Source organism: Roseimaritima multifibrata (assembly GCF_007741495.1).
Taxonomy (GTDB): Bacteria; Planctomycetota; Planctomycetia; order Pirellulales; family Pirellulaceae; genus Roseimaritima; species Roseimaritima multifibrata.
On the sequence record NZ_CP036262.1, the window covers coordinates 1,582,751 to 1,603,399 of the forward strand.

The window sequence follows — 20,649 nt, forward strand, 5'->3', positions numbered from 1 at the left end:
CAAGATAACGTCCTTCTGTACGAACAGCAACGGCTGTTCGTACAGAGTTTGAAACCTTGCCCCTTCCGTCTATTCGAAGGTTCGCCAGAGCTGGTCGAGGACGTCTTCATCGCTGTTGACGGTCGCTTCGCTGCTGTCCCTTGCTAGAAGGTCTAGCAGGTCGTCGTCACTGCCGCTTTCGTTGTCGAATTCAAGAGCTGGGGCTCCGACGACTTTGCTTGGCGATGGGACCGTTGTGTAAATCACGTCGTAGACGACTTCCGTCGGAGCACGGTCACTGCGATCGATGTCTGGAACCGCTTCTCCGCTGCGACCCGTTCGACTTTGCTGGTTGAGGTAGTTGATGACACGTAGTGCATCAAGCGGCTCAACGCGTTGGTTGCCGTCGACGTCGTAGAACGGTTGGCTGGCCGTGAACCATTGCTGGCCCACGGTCGGCTCGGTTCCCGCAGGAGAATCTTGATTCGCAACCCAGGTCTGTTGCTGGTACAGAACCACATCGCCTCGGTTGTAGGCTTTGTCGCTTGCCCAGGCCCCTGCGGTGTTCAATTGCGTTGGACGCTGGCGGTTTAGGTAGTTGATGATCTGGAGAGCATCGACTGGGGAAACCGCCCCGTCATCGTTGACGTCCACATTGTCGATTGGGTTTTGCAAACGACTGGAGACGACTTGCAACTGAACCGTTGCAACGTTGCTGGAGCGTCCAAGATTGTCGGAGACTTGGTAGGTAAACGTGTCCGTTCCGGAGAACCCTGCGTTGGGTACGTAGCGGACAATACCATTACCAAGCACGACGGCTTGGCCGGACCGTGGAGCGGTCACAATCACGACCGATTCAGGGTCGATGAACTTGTTGGGGTCGGTGTCGACCCCTTCGACGAAGTCTGGATCGTAATCGTTAGCGGTGACGTCGACATCGATCGCTTCACCGCGGAATGTTCCCGAACGGTCATTCACCGCAATCGGTGAGGTATTCGAAGCGATCGTGATCAGTCCGGTGCCCGAGCGAAGTCCTAAGTTGTCGGCAACCGTATAACGGATCGTATCCGTGCCACGGAAACCAGCAAACGGGGTGTAGATCAGCGAGCCGTCCGGTTGGGCTTCGATCGATCCAAATGCAGGCTGCAGGGTGATCTGCAACGAAGTTGGGTCGATCGATCCATCGATGTCGATGTCATTGTCAAGCGGCCGAATGACTGTCGTTCCGGTGCTCTGGACGTCAGGGTTGTCGGGTCGCAGGATGGGGGCATCATTGATGCCTGAAACAACCAAGCTGACCGTGGCTTCGTTGCTTACCAGTCCCGTGCCGTTGTCATCGGTCAACGTGTAGACAAAGGAGTCCGTGGTGGTTTCACCCGGAGCAAGGGCTTGCAGAAGCAAGGAGCCGCTGGGGTCGTAAACCACGTTGTTGTTGGCGTCCAAAGTAATGGTCGCACCGCTTAATGTCGTCCCGCTCTTGAGCGAAATGACCAGCGATTCATCTGGCGATGCAATGTCTGCATCGTTGTCATTCGCTTTGATTGCACTTGCAAGCAGCGTTTGAACATCGTCTTCGTTGACATTGAAGGTGTCATCGCCCGCGACTGGAGCGTCCGGGGTCGCGGTGATTACGATTTCCAGCGTGACCGCTTCGCTTGTGCCCGATTCCGAATCGATCGCTCGAATCGTGACGGGAACGATTCCGTTGGCGTTTGCTGCGGGAGTGAAACGAAGTGTTCCGTCGTCTTCGATTTCAGGTTGCGACTGGAACAGTGCCATGTCCGCTGCGGCGATCGAGGCTTCGAAGCGTACGTTTGGAGGCGTAACATCTTCTGCCTCAGGACCTGCGGAGATGTCGGTCGCCCAAGATTCTGCATACGGTCCGCTATCTTCAGAAACCGTGATTTCTGAATCACCGGGGATGAACGTTGGCGGATCGTTGACCGCCTGAACGGTAATTCGGAACTGCTTGGATTCACTGCGGTTGTTGCCTGGCACCTGACTGTCGTCTTGTGCATAGACGGTAAACAGTGCGGTACCGGAAATGTTCGGCAACGTTTGGAATCGCAGGGTGCCGTCCGGATCTGCAGAGACCAGCAGGTTGCCCTGGTCGTCCTTGGCGAAGATCGCTTCAGCGACTTGCGAATCGACTGGGGTGATGACGAACGTCACGCTCTCATTTTCAATTTCGTCATCCGCTCCGGCGGGCCCCGGTTGGATATTTGTTGCCCAGCTAGGAATTACGGAGAGACCAATTTGGTCGGCCGGAACATTTGGATCCGTTTCACCGGCATCTTCAACGACCGAGACGTCTCCGGCTCCTGAGAATTCAGGGCTGTTGTTGACCGCATTCACGATCAGGTCGACGGTGAAGAAGTTCCGTTTGCTGTCGGAGGTGGTGATTCCTGTTTCGCTAACCGAGAATCCGTTATCCGCAACGCTATAGACAAAGGAGTCGGTACCGTTGAAGAAGGCTTGCGGTCGGTAGCGAAGGAATTTGCGACCGGTTTGCGAATCGGTGATCTGAGTCAACGTTCCGCCAGCGGGTGTGGAGGCCGGAATCGGTTCGGCCAAGCGAAGGGTTTGTCCGCCGCCAGGGCCAGCCTCCGAACTGCCTTCGTTAGTTGGTCCAACAGTGAATTTGTCAAGCAAACCTTGAGGTTCGCCTGGTAGGGCTTCGTACGGGATGTCGATCGATCCGTCTTCGTTTAGTTCAAACTGAACCGGAAGCGAATTGGCGAACTGAGGAGCGTCGTTCTGAGGCTGGATCGTGATCGTCAACAAGACCGGTTCCGAAACCCACTCGTCGCCGCGACTTGGATCTGTCGGGCCGAAGTCGCGGAGAGTGACTTCGAAGACGGTCGTTCCGTATTGATCGGCCGCTGGCGTAAAGATCAGCGTTCCGTCGTCGGTGACTTGAGGTGGAGTGCTACCGAACAGCAGAGTGGCTTTGGCTTGGTCCACGGCGGTCACGACAAATTCAATGTCTTGCCCGTTGACCACATCGATTTCATCCAGAGCCGAGAACGGACCGGCCAGGATCGAGCGAGCGTAATCCGCTACTTCGACGGTGACACGGTCTTCGATAACCGTATAGCTATCGAAGGCTGCATCAAAGACAGGAGCGTCGTTTACCGGATTGAGGACAAAGAAGACGGTGTTTTCTTCGCCTTGGTTGTCATCGCTTAAGCCACTGCCTAGCTGCCACGTTTGGCCATCGTCCAGGACTCGGTAGGTAAACGAGTCTGGCGTCGAGAAATCACTGTTGGTGTTTTCCGGAGGCGTGTAGAGCAAGCGGATGATATTGCCGTTAACGTCGGTTTCGGCATCGATTTGCCCGCCGAGGCGAGTTTGCAAATCAAACGACGAAATGCGAAGCTTTTGGTTGCCACCGAGTGTGGTCGCATCTTCTTCGTTATCCGGGCCAGCGTTGAAGACGTCCAGCAATCCGATCAGGCCACCGGTGGTTCCCTCTGCGTTCAAGACGTAAGGAGTCGCGGCATTGGGGACTGCCTGCGAATTGTCTTCGGGAAGGACATAGGTGATCTGTCCCAGCCCATCTACCGAAGACTGTTCGTCAGGTCCGAGGTTGATGTTCGAATTGGTTAGAGACGCATCGATTCGTGGAGCATCGTTGACCGGACGGATTTGAATCGTCAGGGTGACAGGAATCGAGGTGTCGCGATCGGCTGCGTTCGGAGGAACGGAATTCCCCTCGTCCACTAAGGTGATGACAAAGACGGCCTCGCCGACTTGGTCAACACCTGGAGTGAACTGGAGGATCCCGGTGTCGCTGACTTCGACATCTCCGACCAAGAGGTCGTTTGGCGAACTGGCCATTTGGACGACGTTGAAGGATCGCCCTTGTGCAGCTAGTTCATCCAGTGCCGAGGAAGGACCGGTCTGGTACCCGCTGGCCCACTGAATCAAGTACGGCGAGTTGTCGTCCCGTTCAAGAACCTCAATCGTTGACTGGATGTTTCCATTGACGTCGGCGACCGATGGATTCGCAGTGAACTGAGGAGCGTCGTTGATCGGGTTCAGAATGAAGTGAACCGTGTTGGTCGCTTCTAAAGGATCACCGACAAGGCCATCGGCACCCGGAGCTAGTTCCCACGTTTCGCCGTTATCGCTAACGGTGTAGGTGAAGGAGTCCGCTGTCGGATTGGTGACGCTGTTAAGATTGGTCGGCGGCGTGTATAGCAACTGCGTTATCTCTCCGCCCACCATGATGGCAGAAACGGTTCCGCCCAGAGTCGTCGTCCCATCGAAGTCGACGATTTCGAGCGTTTGGCTGCCACCCAATGTGTTGGTGTCTTCTTCATTAAGGTCGGTGCCGTTGAAGTACGGACCAGCGTTGAAGACATCCAACAACCCGATGCGTGCAAACGATCCGTTCGCATCGATGACGTATTGCCCAGGAAGGGCCGTGATTGGTGAAGCGTTGTCTTCACGAAGAGTGAAGATGATTTCACCCGTGTCGGTGACTTCCCATTGATCGTCGAGATCAAAGTTGGCACCGTTCGACGGTGCAACACTTGAATCGATGACTGGATTGTCGTTAACCGGTCGGACCTGGATTGTCAGGGTGACAGGAACCGATACGTTGCGATTCGCCGGGTTGGTCGCATCGGTGTCGCCGCTATCGATCGCTGTCACAACGTAGACGGCTGAACCGACGGCGTCCATTCGAGGTGTAAAGACCAAGGTTCCGTCCGGGTTGATAACCGGAGCGGTTTCGAACAATGCACTTGGGCTGACGCTTTGCTCGACCAGTTCGAACTGCAGCGTTTGGTCTGCAATTTCGTCGGTCGCGGTCGTCGGCCCTACCAGGACAGGATCGGCCCAGACGATCGAGTAAGGTTGGCTTTCGTCGTCGCGTTCCAGCAGTTCAACGGTCGACTGGATGTCTCCATTGACGTCGGTCGTCGAACCGGGAACGGTAAAGATCGGAGCGTCGTTAATCGGGTTCAGAATGAAGTGAACCGTGTTGGTCGCGGTCAGCGGGTCTGCGGTCAGGTCGTCGGCCCCGGGAGCCAATTCCCAAGTCCTGCCGTCATCCGTCACGGTGTAAGTGAAGGAGTCCGCTGTCGGATCGGTGACGCTGTTCAGGTCGGTTGGCGGGGTGTACAGCAATTGCACGATCACTCCGCCTGACATGATGGCAGAGACGGTTCCACCAAGAGTCGTCGTCCCATCAAAGCTGAGGATTTCAAGTTGTTGATTTCCACCAAGCGTACCGTCTTCTTCGTTCAGGTCCGTGCCGTTGAAGTAAGGACCTGCGTTAAAGACATCCAGCAATCCGATTCGCGCGGAGCCAACGGCGTCCAGCACATACGAAGCGGGGGTGGCTGTCGAGTCCACGTTGTCTTCACGTAGAGTAAAGGTGATTTCCCCGGTGTTGGAAACCGACCAGTTATCGTCCACTTCGGGAGTCAAGTCCGAGGTGCCCGCAACACTTGAATCGATTACAGGATTGTCGTTAACCGGGCGGACCTGAATCGTCAGGGTGACTGGAACCGATACATTGCGATTCGCTGGGTTGGTTGCATCGGTGTCGCCAGTATCAACGGCGGTGACAACGTAGACGGCTGAACCGACGGCGTCCATTCGAGGTGTAAAGACCAAGGTTCCGTCCGGGTTGATAACCGGAGCGGTTTCGAACAGTGCACTTGGGCTGACGCTTTGCTCGACCAGTTCGAACTGCAGCGTTTGGTCCGCGGTTTCATCGGTCGCCGTGGTCGGACCGACCTGGACAGGGTCTGCCCAGACGATCGAGTAAGGTTGGCTCTCGTCGTCCCGTTCAAGCAGTTCAACGGTCGACTGGATGTCTCCGTTAACGTCGGTCGTCGAACCGGGAACGGTAAAGATCGGAGCGTCGTTGATCGGGTTCAGGACCAGATAAACCGTGTTGGTTTGAATCTGCGGGTCGGGGAGCAGGCCACCGATCGCACCCGGTACCGGAGGAAGATCCCAGGTTTGTCCGTTGTCACCGACGGTATATGTGAAGGAATCGGGATTCGCATCCGTAATGCTGTTTTGATCTGTCGGAGGCGTGTAGAGCAAACGGGTAATGAAACCGGTTACAGGATCAAATTCAGCATCAATTCGTCCGCCAAGTGTCGTCATGACAGGGAAAAGTGTCGGAGACGGAACCGCTGGAAGTGTCGTGTCGACGGCCAGTACTTGAAGGCCTTGTCCGCCACCAAGGTCGCCCGCGGGGTCGGTTATTTCTTCGTTGGTGTCGAGTGCGGCGTTTAGATACGGTCCTGCATTAAAGACATCTAGCAGACCGATTCGACCGCCCATACCAATCGCGTTGATTGCATATTGGCCAGGTGCAGCACCGGCATCGACGTTGTCTTCACGCAGGGTGTAAGTGATTTCGCCGGTGCTGGAAACCGACCAGTTGTCGTCGGTTTCTGGCGTCGGATCGGACGTTCCCGCGACTTCGGTGTCGATGAGCGGTTTGTCGTTTACCGGACGAACGTGAATCGTCAGGGTGACAGGTGTTGAGGTATCTTCGTCCCCTGGCGTTGGTGGATTCGCTGGGATTGCAGGATCGGAATTGGCTCCGTCTGCGGCGGTGACCACAAAGAGAGCGGTTCCGACAGCATTTTCAGCCGGGGTGAAATTCAACGTGCCGTCGGGGGCGATCGTTGGAGCTACCGCGAACAATCCGACTGGGTTGGTCGCATCGGGCACCAGCGTAAACTGCACCGACTGAGCAGGGCTCTGTTCATCGACGGCGGTCAGTGGTCCAGGACGAACATCGGTCGCCCATTGATGGTTAACCGCAATCGAATCGTCGTCCTGTTCCAGGACGGAGAAGGTCGGGAAGGCGACACTGAATTCAGGGGCATCGTTGACTGCAGTGATCGAAATCGTCAGGCGAACGGGATCGCCCACGGCATCGTCGCCAATCGCAGCGTCGGTATTGCCGTTATCTTCTGGAACCACGTCAAAGACCATGGTTCCATTGCGATTGGGTGCCAATTCAAAGTGGAGGCGGCCGTTGGAATCGATGGTTGGTAGCTGTGTGAACGTGGCAGTTGCATCCCCGGATACCGACGTCAACGCATAGGCGACCGTCTGCCCAGCTTCATCCACTGCCGAATCGGGACCCGGTTTGACCACGGTCCAAGGCAAATCGTAGATAGGTGAGTCTTCTAGGACCGTAATTTCTTGCTCGACCGCATCCGCACCGGAAGTTGGGATGAAGGGTTGATCATTGACCGGGGTAACCGAAATGGTCGCGGTGGCGATCGCATATTCCGGACGCAAGGCGGGATCGCGGAATAAACCATCGATGTCACGGACAGCCCCGTCATCGTAGACCGTGAAGGTGAACGAATCGAACAATTCTGCAAGGCCACCTTGCGGGTTATCTGTGTTGTAATCGCCGCTTGGGAAGTAGGTCAGATCGACAAGAGCTCCGCCGCTGAATCTTGCGGTGATGGTTTGTCCTTGGAGGCTGGTAAAGGTGTGCTCGCCATCGGCCAACAATGTTGGTGGGGCTGCATCCGCATCCAGGATTGCAGCATCGTTATTGATGCCGGTGATGATCAATTGCTGATCTTCTTCGTTGTAGGGGCTCACCACCGAAACGCTGAACGCACCAGGAACTGCATCGTCGGCGGGATCTAGCGGATCCCCGGCAAACAGTTGTGCTGCGGTGATGGTCAGTCCGGCCGGTGCATCTTCCAGCACGCTGTGGTTGGTATCTGCCACGACAGGAACATCGTTCACGGGATTGACCGTGATGGTGACGGTCGCAATTTGGCCGGAGCGTACGATGACGTGAGGGGAGCCTGCTGCACCGATCGGTTGTTCACCAGAAATCCGATAGGTGAACGTATCGGTTCCGTAGAAGCCTTCCGCTGCATCGTAGATGAATGAGCCATCATCGTTCAGCGATACCGTGCCGAACTCCGCTTCTTCGATCAGTTCTGCAACGACGAAGACCAGATCGCTGGTCAAAATATCGTTTGCCAAAACTCCATCTGCGGCGACCGTGATGCTGCCGTCTTCGTCCAGGCTGAACTGATCATCCACGGCTGTTGGCGGAGTGATTCGTTCGACACGAACTTGGTAGTCTTCCACTTCGCCACCGATGGCGACTCCCTCTGGAGCCTGGTTTCCGGTTGTGGAAAGTCGGAAGCGAGCCCAGCGTAGTCCTTCGGCGGCTGCGGCGGGAACCTGTACGTGCACGCGATTGTCGCCATCTAGAACGGCAACATTTTGGAGGATCTGTTCGCCTGGATCGTCCCAGTCGCCGTCGCCGTTGAAGTCAACCCAAGCATCCAGCAGCCCGGTACCTTGAACCGAGAGGGAGATATCGGTTCCCTGTGGATCCAGAGGATTCAGGAAGCCCAGGAAGTTTCCATCGCGGTCGACAAAAATACCGTCGACGGTGCTAGGGCTGTTGGGAGTTTGGAAGTTGTCGGAGATCCGAATTCCATCTTCGTCATCGACGCTAACCACGGTGAACCGCCCTAACTCGGTCGTGTCCCGTCGCACATCGGTGTGCAGCGTGATGCCTGCGGTATCGGCAGCCTTTTGTAGTTCGGTTTCAACAATTGCTGACATGCGGTCGGCAAGAGAGTTGGCGGATTCGCCGGGAATCGTCAGGACGGGAATGTTGCCAAATGCCGCGCTGTTGCCAGCACGTACCAATTCAAAGGTCAGGAGGATCGAACCAGCGACTTCAATCTGAAGCGTGTCTCCTTCGACAGGCGTCGACGTTACCGTCACATCCAAATGGCTGGTGTTGACTGCCGACGTTGTGAAACTAGCGGGGGAGGCAGCTAGAACGGAAACCGTATCGATCTGATCGTCTTGATTGATTGGCAGCCCATCCAGGTCAGCATCGACTTCGCTTCCCAATCGAGGCAGTCGGTCGTTGCTAAGCGTATGTCGAGCTCCGTTGTTGCCGGTCAGTGTGGGGTAAGCCGATGGGGCATCACCAAAATCGAGTTTGGCCCCCGGCATCAGGATCGTGAATTGAGTTTCCCCATTGGCTCGATTCGGTTTTAAATCATTGCCGGCGAAGTCTTTAATCGCCCCAATGGTCTCGTTCGTGAAGTAATCAACTGCTGTGGTGTCGGTTAACCAGACGGTGCCTCCACCAGGAGCGAAGGACGTACTGATTAATCCACTGCGGGCGATCGCCCCCATGACTTGGCCAGCAATCGCATCTGGGGTATAGCCCACCGTCGGGATATAAGCGATCGAGATGGCGCCCCCATTGATTCCGCTCTTCACTAATCCGCTGGCAAGAACATCGACGGACACACTTGTCAGCGGGGTTATCTCTGCATTCGGTTCCCCGAGCAGAATGACATTGTCAGTGGCGGTGGAGTTCAGTTCGCTGTACTCGGAATCGATTGCTTCAGCGATCTTGGTTGCGATCGCCGTCGCCGATGCGGAGCTGGTCACGAAGACCAGACGATCCGAAGAATTACGCAGCGGATCGGTGGAAACTTGGAAGAATGTCGTGTTGCCATTAACGGTGACGGAGAACCGATGACCATCGGCGATTGCTCCGTCGGCAGCTGCCGGAACGGTAAGCGTTAAGCCGGACGTTAACCCCGGTGTTCCCGTGATGGAGAGCGAACTGCCCTGCAGCAGGTCCAGTTGGTCGATTGGACGGCCGCCAAGGTAAACGCGTTCCCCTTCAATCACACGAGCGGTTGCCAAGCTGAGGTCTTGGGCGCGAACGGCATCCACAATGGCTTGCCCTATCTCGCTTGCCGAATCACTGCGACTGAATTCGATAACCTGGTCGGTTTCGGCGTCAAGGTCCGCGACGTCGTAGCCTGTTTCCTTGAATTCGAAGGTAATGGTTCCGATGTCGGTCGTGTAGGCGAATCGATCCCCATCGCTGACACCGCGAGCGGTCCCGGAAAGCTCAATTCCTGTTTGGTTTTCGGTGACAACGTGACCCTCAACGGTCCCCAGTTGAATTTGGGATTCACCAACTTTAACAGGAACTAGATTGAGACTTGCACTTACGGTCGGTTCGTTGATCGCATCAAAAATAGCATCGCGGATGTCTTCCGCTGAAACCGCACTTTGTAGGTCGACTTCGACATTGCTTCCTGACACGTTCCCGAAACGATTGAATTCAAACGTTCCAACCGTCCCGTCGGGAGCGGTAATCGAAAACGTGCTGCCATCGGTGAAGGAGGCGATATCGGTTGTGACATCCATCACCAACGAAGAGTCGAGTTGTAGAACATACCCGCTGTCGAATTCAAACAGTACCGAAGCACCATTGGAATCGGTAATGGTGATTTGATCACCATCGGCGATCGATGCCCCGTCCTGAGTTTGCAAGACCAATCGATCACGGTTGTTCAGCGTGATTTCATAGACCGAATTCGGTTGCCAGATTCCTGCGGAGGAGGTGAGCACAATCTTACGGCTGGTTGTGGAATAACCAAACGTATAGTCGACACCCGCAACCAATCGTCGACCATCTTCGGTAACGATTAGGGATTCACTAATGACGGTAGCCGGGTCGGGGCCTGTTCCCGATGATTCATCCAGTTGGATGATAAATTGGTTGAGGGTTCCTTCGATTAAGCGAACGAAGGTTTCGCTGCTGTCTTGGTCACGTCCTTCGGCGTCGTTATCCAAAGGTTGTTGGAGCGTTGCAATCGGCCCGTCAAAGTCACTGCGGTCTTGAGCTCCGCGATCGACAAACAGGTTTTCACCGGTGCCGGATGTATTGTTGACCGTCGCGTCATCGATCCGGCGTTGCCCTGTGATATCAACGGCAGGGGCAAGGATCGGGGAGAAAGAGATTCCCAACGCGGTCTTGAGAGCGCGAATCGAACTTCGTTCATCCGTGCTGCCGTTGGAACTATCGATCAAACGAGAGCCTTCACCAGGATAGAAATTCCCGGTGCTAGGATCAAAGAAGACCGCTTCTGAGGAGGGGACGCTGATCGGTACGGCCCCTTGGCCAATACCGGTGGTGTTGGTGGTGTTGTTCCAGTAGAGCGTCGCGAATTGTTCGATCGGTCCTGTCGTGCCGACGACTTCGATACCGTATCGCGAATTGGTGACAGCATTGTTAAGCAGCGTCGGTGCGGCGCGTTCATCGATTCGAATCCCGCTGTCACCGTTCCGGGTGCCATAGATCGTGTTGTTAACCAGCCGGGCAAACGGTTGAACCGTATCGGTACCGCTGTCGCCGCTGATCCGGATTCCACCGTCCTCATTGGAGAACAATACGTTATTGACGATGACGACGCCGGGAGCAAGGTTGTCAGGATTGGTCGTCGTGAACGCTTGCGGCGATCCTGGGTGGGGCGCCTCGGATCCGGCCAGCGGTGCGAGGGCGGTCGAACGCGAACCTGCGTCAGCGAAGATACCAAACGATTCGCTGAAGGAGATGCGGTTCCCTTGGAGGAGAACCTGTCCCTGATCACGAAAGCGGTTGGAATCGCCCGAATCGGTGCCGATTGTGTCGACACCACCGTAATTGACCGAAGTTACTGGAACGATCGTCCCATCTGCCTTGGTCAGCGTGTAGTTGCTGCCACCATTCAGGTCGCTGGAAGCATCGCCTTGCAAGATAATCCAATCGGCGAGTACGGCCCCGGCGGTTTCACCGCCGGGCGAGGATGCACTGACGCCAAACGATTGCTGGACTGAATTGGAGTTAATCGCGTCGCGGACGGCAACAGCGATCTGAGCTGCACTGTCGTTCGGTGAAAATCCAACGCGAATGTTGCCCGGGAGGACTCCTGTAGAGGAACCAACCGCATCATTGGCATCGAATTCAAAGGTGAGGGTTCTCCAGCCGTCCGACAACTGGAAACGATCCCCGTCGCTGAGCGATGGGCCATCGATCGTTTCGAATGACAGAGCGGTAGCTTGACCGATCCAGTCGTTGGTGTCGAAGTCTCGGAAGTAGAAGTTAAATGGGAATTCCGAAACGACTGCGTATTCTGCCGATGAGCGAATTTCAACCTGGAATTTACCTTCTTCAACTTCGCCTGGCTGTAAGCCACCGGAGATGATTTTGGGATCAAAGTAGGGGTTGCCGGTCGTGTTAGGTTGCTCGCTGACTAGTCCATTAAAAGCGACTTCACCACGTTCCGCAAAGCCAATGATCACATCATCGATGAAGATGCCATTGAAATTGTTGTTTTCACCGCGACGGCCAGCGACGCGTAGCGAGTCGGTCTGGCTGCTGCCGAAACCTTGGCTATCGATTCCTTGGTAGACACCTGAATGAGCACCAGGGAGATTAACGTTGGCGTATTCTCCCCCAAAGACTGTCAGTGGACCGGCATCCGAAACCGACAATCCGAATGTGCGGACGGTATCCCCAAATACTTGATAGGTATCAAGGGCGGTTGGATCTGCAGGATTCAAGCCAGCGGCCAAACCTTGACGCAGTGCGTCACGGATTTCGACCGAATTCATTCCAACGGAAACGGGAATGGAGGTGGCGAGGAAATTGTTGACGCCGAACTCTTCCACGACCATTGCCGCAGGGAGTGCTGACGTGACGATACTGACGTGCTCGCCAGGATTGACCGATTCGACGCCTAGTCGAGCGTCGGATTGAGCACTGTTGGAAATTCCGAAGTCGGCCTGGATTGCCAGGCGGATCGCATCGGCGACGGCTCCTGCTGAATCACTTATTCGGTAGGAAATCGCATTGACCGGTGCCGGAGTTCCACTGTCTAGATCATGGAACGTGTAAGTGATCGCAGGGCCCGTAGGAAGCAACGTCACGTTGTCTCGAGGCGTCAGTTCGATTGTGGCTCCGTTCGCGATCGCGGAGCCACTTGGAGTATCAAGGACCAGGCCAAAATCGAACTCGAAGTATTTTAAGACTGCGGTCGACGGGGAAAGAACGAACGACAGGTTATTTTCGTCGAGCATTCGGTCAGGCGAATTGGCTCGCATTTCCATCGAATAAGGAGAGACTTCACCTGCGGAATCGAATTCGTAGCGAATGCGAACGTCGCTGTCGCCAGCCCATGGAGCTAGCGAGATGCGGGCCTGTCGCCATTGATTTGCGTCAAATAGCTCTTGGGTAAATTCAACGGTTTCGTCGACAAAGCCGTTGTAGCGGAAGTCGAATTCATCGAGCGAGTCATTGAATTCAGAGTAGTCATCGTCTTTTTCACCGTTGTTGGTGGCGACCAGAACCCAGTCTGGATTGTCGACGCTACTGACATAAACGCGAAGCGCGTCGAGTGCATGGTCGGCTTCGAACGGGATGGCTTCTTTGTCCTCGGTCTCCAGCAAGTAGTTGAAGTACAACGTCGGTTCGTCTTGCCCAGAATAATCCGACAGATCGATGGAGTGACTTTGTACGCTCCCGTGAGCTCCGCCGGCGAAATTGTAGGCGTTGGCGGTTCGTGCGGTCGGATTGTATTGCCCGTCCCATTCAGAGCTTTCATTGATGTCAGAGTCATAGCCGAAGTACAAACTGTACTGACCGTCCGCTGCGCGGCGGGCTCCGTCCTCCGTTGCCAAGGTTCCATGGCCAGCAGCGCTAGCTTGCTGATTGTTGGTTTGATGCCACAGGTTAACGTCCAGGTTGCTGAACGCGATCCCTTTAATACTGCTGACACCAGTGGCGACATTGGTTTCGCCAAAGCCCACTTTGTTTTCCAGCACTCCTGACGTGTCAAAGGTAAACAGATTGCCTGAACTATCGGTTCCGAAGAGTGTTTCCGCATAAGGGAAGGATGACCGTTCGCCGTTCCCGTCATAGCCGTCTGCCACATTGCGTGGCCCGGTGGTCAATGCGGTAAATTCAATCGGATTACCGATATCATCACTGACAAACCCTACGAATTCGCCGATCGGGCGGTCACCATTTCGGTTGCCCGAGGTGTCGCCAAGCTGGGAACTTCGGATGATGGTCAAAGCCCCGGTATCGGTGACTGCATAGAGGTCATTTCCAACCGCTGTCAGGCCGACAATATCGCCAAAGACATCTAGATAGGCTTCGTAGTCTGCTTTGAATGTAGCGCTACCAACGATGGGGGAAGGCATTCCGGGAAGGTCGGGGGCCACACGCCCCAATTCAACGGCATCCGTGCCCGCACCTGAGGCCCGTCGATTTCCGGTTCGGTCGCCGCTGCTAGACGCACTGATGGCGGCACCCGTGGTGGGGTCTAGCCGGTAGATGTAATTCCGTGCGGGGGCGTCTTGTTCACCTAAAGGCGCGTCACTACTGGCCGCGTTATATCCGGTTGGCTGAGGGAACGTGACGGTTCCGTTCCCGCGGCTGGCAACACCGTATAGACGCAGCGTGTCGTTGTTGCCGCCCGTTACGCGGTAGGCAAGTCCGGAAAACAGCATGCCGTCGCCGTTACGAGTCGTGCCGGTACCGACGGGAGTTCCCACAACACGAACCGGCGGAGTGGCAGTGTTGAGGTAGGTTTCAAACGTGCTGATGCCTGAACTTCCGAAGGTCTGAAGGCTTCCGTTGCCTGCATCATCAAGCCGATAGAAGGTGGAGGTGTTTGCGTCGGTTTCGCCAGTCGATATTTCGCCTGTATACCCGTAGACGTAACCCGCTGGATGAAGGGCAATCGGTCCGACTCTTGAGAAGTCATTGCCGATGATCGCTTCGGTGACACCGATCTGAGCATTGTTGGCATAAAGTCTGGAAGTGTTATTGTTGGAGTTTCCAACAATAAACAACGGGACGTCGCCAAGCGCGTAGGGAGTCGTGTTGGTTTGCCCGGTTCCCGCTTCTTTAACGACGTCAAAGGCAACGCTGATTGGACCGCTGGCAGTGCTCTGGCGGACCGTTGCGTCGCTGAAACGGTCTTCAGCGATCCGTACGACCGAGGAAATCGGTTCTAAACGGAAATTTGGGTAGGAAGTTGATGGCTCAAAGTATTGGTCCATCTCGGTAGGGATCAGTGTATTGCTAACAACCAACAATTCGTAGAAACCGCCACGCAGTTCAACCGTTCCCAAAAACGGATCGCGTTGGCCGACCGAACCACGCGTCTGGTCATCCAGGTCGGCTCCTTCACCGGGGCCTCCGCGGTCGCCAGCAATGTTGGAGTCGGTTCCAATCATCACTAACTGGGCAGGGGCATTCGGGTCGATTCCGCGATAGTACAGCAGGATGGAAGTATCTGGACGACCGGCTCCGTCGGCAAAATCGACGTCGATCGATAAAGAGGTGAAGATCTCTTCACCAGCATCGATGTTGTCCGGGTTGACAGGATCTGCCTGTTTTTGAATCGAATCGCGTTCCACCTTGAACGAGAACTGATTGAAGGTGCGTCCTTCGGTGAGGTCGCCGGCGACGCTGATCGCGGCGCGATCGGAGTTGCCGATATTGCCAAGGTCGATGGCCCCGTTGGTAACGCTCCCTTCACCCGTAAGGAACGAGTGGGAGGGGAGCCCTTCGGTTTTGATTCCGATGTCGGCATAGCGAATGTCGGCATAGCGAACGGTCGAACCTGCAAACTCATCGGTTTCTTGTAAGCGAAGCTGCATCTGGTAGATGCCCGACGACTGGGCTGCACCGGTGATCCGCACAAAGTACTGCTGTTGGCTGCCTTCGACGCCGGGCAGGATCAGACGCATCCCCGCGTCATCCGGATTGGTCGTGTAGAAATCTCGATAGGTACCGTTTCCGTTTAGCACAGCGCTCGGGGATTTCTGCATTGGCAGGGCGTTTTCCCCCGCTTGCACGAATGGCAGTGCCCCAAGCAGTTGTTCATCGTGGCTGTTGTCGCTAGTCGCGATAACGGTTCCTGACCCATCTATCAGTTCGATGACCGAATCAAGCCGATTGACGGTACGATCGACATCGATCCAAACCGGAGTTCCCGCGGTGCCGAGGAACGAGTAAACATCGACATCACCAGGAGAGGCGATGGTTCCGTGGATGGTGTAACCGAGACGCAGGTTTTCATCCGCGGATTTTTCACCGGTTGCCAACAGTCCAAGGGTTTGGGAGTTTGCAGAGGTGCCATTCAGATCGCCGGCAGCGCCAATCGCTCCCTCTTTCTCGGTGATTACTTCGACATTGCGGTCGTGGGTGAATTCGGTAAACAGAATTCCGCCCCAATCACCAGGCGATCCCACGCTGGAACCATTTCCGTTTGTATCCAATGTCGGTTGACCTTGGGTGTCCAGACCGGCACCGACGGAATCGTCACCAAGGCTGGTCAGGATAACAGGAAAGCCAGGACTACCGATCACTTGCACAATGCCGCCGACACGATCTTCAATATCGAGAGGGCGACCTCCTGCGATCAATTCGGCACCGGCGCCAAACTTGACAACTAAGCTCTCTTCAGGATGACTTTGCAGGCGAAGTCCGCCGTAGGTATGCAGGTCAGGAGCGGTGATGTCGCCTTGCACGATATGGACAATATCGGTGTCATCCCAGACCGATTCGGTTGTCAGCATTTCAGCTCGTACCCGCATCCCCGCAAGTCCACCCGCATCGATTTGGTTACCAAAGACCAACGGACCAACGTTTCCTGGTGGGTGGTCGATCAAATCGACTTCGCCGGTTTGCCGACCGAAGTCATCCAGGGCGGTTGAGTTCAATGAATTGACGTTGATGCTGATCGCGGCGGTGCCCGCGGACATGTCAATGAACCGGTTGTTCAGGATCGCGGGTTGCGCCCCGACCGCAAAAATAACCGAACTGTCGTGCGGCCCTAAGCCGACGCGAGACCCGCCTTGTGCCAAACCGGAGTTCGCTTCGAAGGTCGTATTGGCGATACGAGCAAACGATTGCTGCAATTCGATCGCGCTAAAAGAGACACTTGTCCCGTTGACCGATGAGGTTCCGCCAGCGTAGGCGACGACGGCGTGATCGAGGCTAATTCTGGAAAACGGTCGGGAGTAGATCCCCGCCCAATCGCCTGCAGCTCCCTCGGTAAATCCATTCAGGTCGGTGTCGAACGTTCCACCAGCTCCGTAGCGATCGTCGCTACGGCTGGTGAAGATGACAGGGCGACCTTCGGTACCTTCCGCGATCAAATCCGCACCAAAACCGGTTTCGATGCGAACATCACTTCCTTTGATCACGATACCTGGATCGACGACCAAGCGGGCATCGGGGCGAGCCCGGTAGGATTCGCCCACTGGGTTGAATGGCGTCACGTTATCGGGGGTAGCCCGTCCGTCGACATAGGTTGTCGAGCTACGGTTTAGTTCCGCAACCAATTCGAAGACGCCGCTTCCATCAACGCTACGGTAAAGCCGCCGTGACACGTAGGGAGCCTCGGCCGCTGGCGTTTGTCCACCGGCGGGTACCACTTCGTTTCCGGCGGTCGGAAGTCCGGTAAGTCGGATAGCTTCTCCAGCGGTGTTCAAGACAAAATCGTCCGTCGCATCGGTGGGAAGGGATTCGACACCATACGCGTCGATGTAGGAAATTTTGTACTGGTAGGTGCCAGCTGCCAGACCCGCGGAGCCACTTGGAGCGGCCACATTGCCGAATGCAACGGTCGTTGGCGGAGCCGGTTGCGTATGCTGCACCGAGCCGCTTGGGTTACCGGTGATGATTAAGTTGTCGCCCAGGATATGAGTCACTTCCGTGTCATCAAATCGTCCGGCGACGTTTAATTGTTCACGCTCGCCGCCAGCCGCTGTGTCGATGCGGATTAACAACCCATTGATACTGTTGTCAAGAATTGTGTTGGCATAGATCTGCGGCCCGACACGGTCGTAGTCCGGGACAAACGCTTCATCGCTCTGATAGCGAGACGAAGTGAAGTTGGTTTCTTCAAAACTGGACGGGTCGGCGCTTAACGCGGCTCCGGAGTTCTGGTGAAAGAGGTTGTTCAGGATCGTCGGACGTGCTGAATCCATCCGGATCGGCGCGATTGCCTGATTGGTTCCATTCACTTCGACCAGGCCACCACCGTAACGAAGATCGGCACCGGCAATATAGTTTACGAAGATCCCTTCCCTTTCCAGGTCGGTGCGACCTTCGCCTCGGTCGACGCCGTTGCGAATGTCGATGCCTCCCCAGTCGCCTTGTCCAGGAGAGACATTCAACGGATTGTTTTCAAGTCCTTTCGTGGAATCGTTGTAACTGGTCATAAAGACAGGCAGGTGCGGGACACCAAGTACTTGGAATGCACCGCCACTCAGGTCGACTCCGTTGCTGCCGCTACCAACAGCAATCCGGCTGTCCGCCATTTTTAGAATCACACCCGCATCGACCATCACGGTGACGCCCTTGGGCACGATCAAGTTCTTGCCGTCTTTCAGGGTCGAATTGTTTAGCCCCTTACCGATGACATAAGAAAGATTGTCGGCCGCGCCGGCAAAGTTATCGTCGGCCAACCCAACGATCCCATCCGCACCGGCGTTACCGACGATTCGAACAATGTCCCCTTCGCTGGCTGCTGAGAGTGCGAGATCGATTTCGCGGAACGGCGAGGCGGTCGAACCATCGTTGACTCCGACGGGTGCCGAAGCATCGACGAACAGGGTGTTGGCAGCGTCGGCGGTCTGGAACCAGAAATCAAACGCGCCGCCGGGAGTCCCGTCACCGTCGCCGTCGATCGGGGTTCCTGCCGCGTCGGTGATGGTGGCACCGGTGTTCGATTTAAAGCGGACCAGCAGGTCGTACGCTCCTTCGCTGCTTCCGCCTGAACCCGTGCCATCACGCTGTGGATCAAAGTCCCCGTTGCCTCGCGCCGTGACTCCAACAAAATAGGCTGTGTTTTCATCTTCTGCGGGTAACTGAACAGACAATGCCGCATCGTCACCATAGGCGTCGTCATTGGCTGCGACTTGCACCAGTGGGCCACTGCCGACCTGTTTGTAGAGGACCAATTCCGAATTTAACAGGCTGCCGCCGAGGCGTCGTTCGGCAAACGTTTCCAGAATCAGTTCGCCGGAGGAGCCTGCAGGCAGATCCAGCCGATACATGTCGACATCGCGATTGTCGGGCCGATAGAGGTTCAAACCATGGACGATATCGACGTCGCCGGGGAAGGCCCATTCGGTGCTTGAACCGGAATAAAGCGTCTCGTTCCCTTGAACCGTTCCGCCTGGTTGTTCGTAGGTGTGCCCCAAGCCGTTGGAGTGCCCTAATTCGTGAATTGCGGTATGGAAAAAGTCTCCTCCATAGCTGTTGTCCCACGTTTCGGCACTGTCCATGATTGCCAAACCCGCACCAGCGACCCCGAAGGGGGCGCCGGGACCACTAACCTCCCCGTTGGGGAACATGTCGCCAACGACAACTGTGGTTCCTTGATCGACGGTTTCCACGAATTGGACGCCCAGCAATTGCCCGTAGATATCGTAGATCTCACGGATGCGTTGCATCTGTTCCGGGTTGATCAACGTCTGCAACGGTTGCCCGCTGGCGTTGGTTCCGTACGAGCGATTCAACGCGAAATTGAAGTAACGCGTTTGGATCCCAGCGGTTCCATCTCCTTCGCCACCCAAGTAGTGCGACTGCTCTTCGATATCGCGGTGCCCCGGTTCGCTCTCGCCTCCGGGATAATCAAATGGCAACCCGATATCAGCAATCGTGCTGGAGAGGGTGACTGCGGTGGAGTTGGTCAGGGTTGCAATCAGCTGGCTGGTCGCAACGCTATCGGCCGGATCTCCAACAATCGGGATGATTGCCGGTTGAAGAGGGGAGCTTGCTTGGCCCAATGGATCACTGGAGCCGACTTTAAGACGGAATGCACCGCTTCCGGCAAGCGCATTGATGTCCCCTGAAAAAGTCAGTTCAACGCGATTGACGCGGACCTGGACTGGAACGGTTCCCGGCCCGGAGGGGTTGGGGGCAAGCTGCTGTTCGAATTCGACAACATTCACACTGTCGGGAAGGAAGACCGTATCGTCTCCGCTGGAGACCGTGTCTTCGGTGCGGATCAGCTGATAGAACTGTCGATCCGAAAGAGTGGATGTTCCCCCTCCGGCAAACAGATCATTGTCATCGAAATAAACATGGATCGTATCGGTTTGATGCTGCAGGTCCCCGTTCGCATCTCGGATTACGGGTTGCGGTACAACGCCCTGAACACGAGCCCCGAGTTCTAATTCAAAATCAAGCGTGTCGCGATCGGTTCCGGCAATTTGAGGCTGGAAAATATCGCCATCGACGTTGCGGACCGCCTCCATCCCTGCGACTGGATTGTCGGTTCCGAAAACTTCGATCCGATAGCGACCATCCTCGAGAGGCTGGGCAAATCGAGCGACGACGACGGTGTCGGTTTCGCCAAGTCCCAGCCACCCTGGCTGGACGATTTGGTCGTCCGCGGTGCCGAGTTGTTGGTCGTCGCCTGCATAAGAGATCCGAATCCCCTGATCCAAGCTGGCAGGCTGAAGATCACTGCCACCGCCAAATCGGAAAGTCAGCTCCGTCGGGCCTGAATCGAGCAAATTAGGGCTGCTGCGACTGAAGATGGCGTCGGCATTCGGATTAACGCTAATCAAATCCAAATCCCCGGCCAGCATTTCCCGCTTTTCCAAAGATTGATGCAGCAGACGCCTTTGGCGCAGGCTACTTTTCATTCGGTTGCGTTTATCTCGACTGTTGGCGGGGGTCGGGCGACGACGAGCCATGCTGGCAAACCTTACTGAGGGAACAATGTGTGCAATAAACGCGATGAAAAACGCAAACCGCGGTCTTTAGCATAAACCGATCAGTGGACCGGTTTTAGGAATAAAACGCAACGG

Annotated in this window: 1 protein-coding gene; it reads right to left on the minus strand. The window is 55.7% G+C overall.

Translation table 11 applies throughout. From position 1 onward, the window contains the following. Positions 1-69 precede the first annotated feature (69 nt). Positions 70-20,535 carry a tandem-95 repeat protein gene (locus tag FF011L_RS05955; protein WP_145350753.1) on the minus strand — a complete coding sequence of 6,822 codons (20,466 nt, stop codon included), beginning with the start codon at positions 20,533-20,535 and terminating at the stop codon, positions 70-72. Between the last annotated feature and the right edge of the window lie 114 nt (positions 20,536-20,649).

Excerpts from the sequence above, each read along its gene's own strand:
- FF011L_RS05955 (WP_145350753.1), bottom strand. The coding sequence starts at position 20,535 with ATGGCTCGTCGTCGCCCGACCCCCGCCAACAGTCGAGATAAACGCAAC.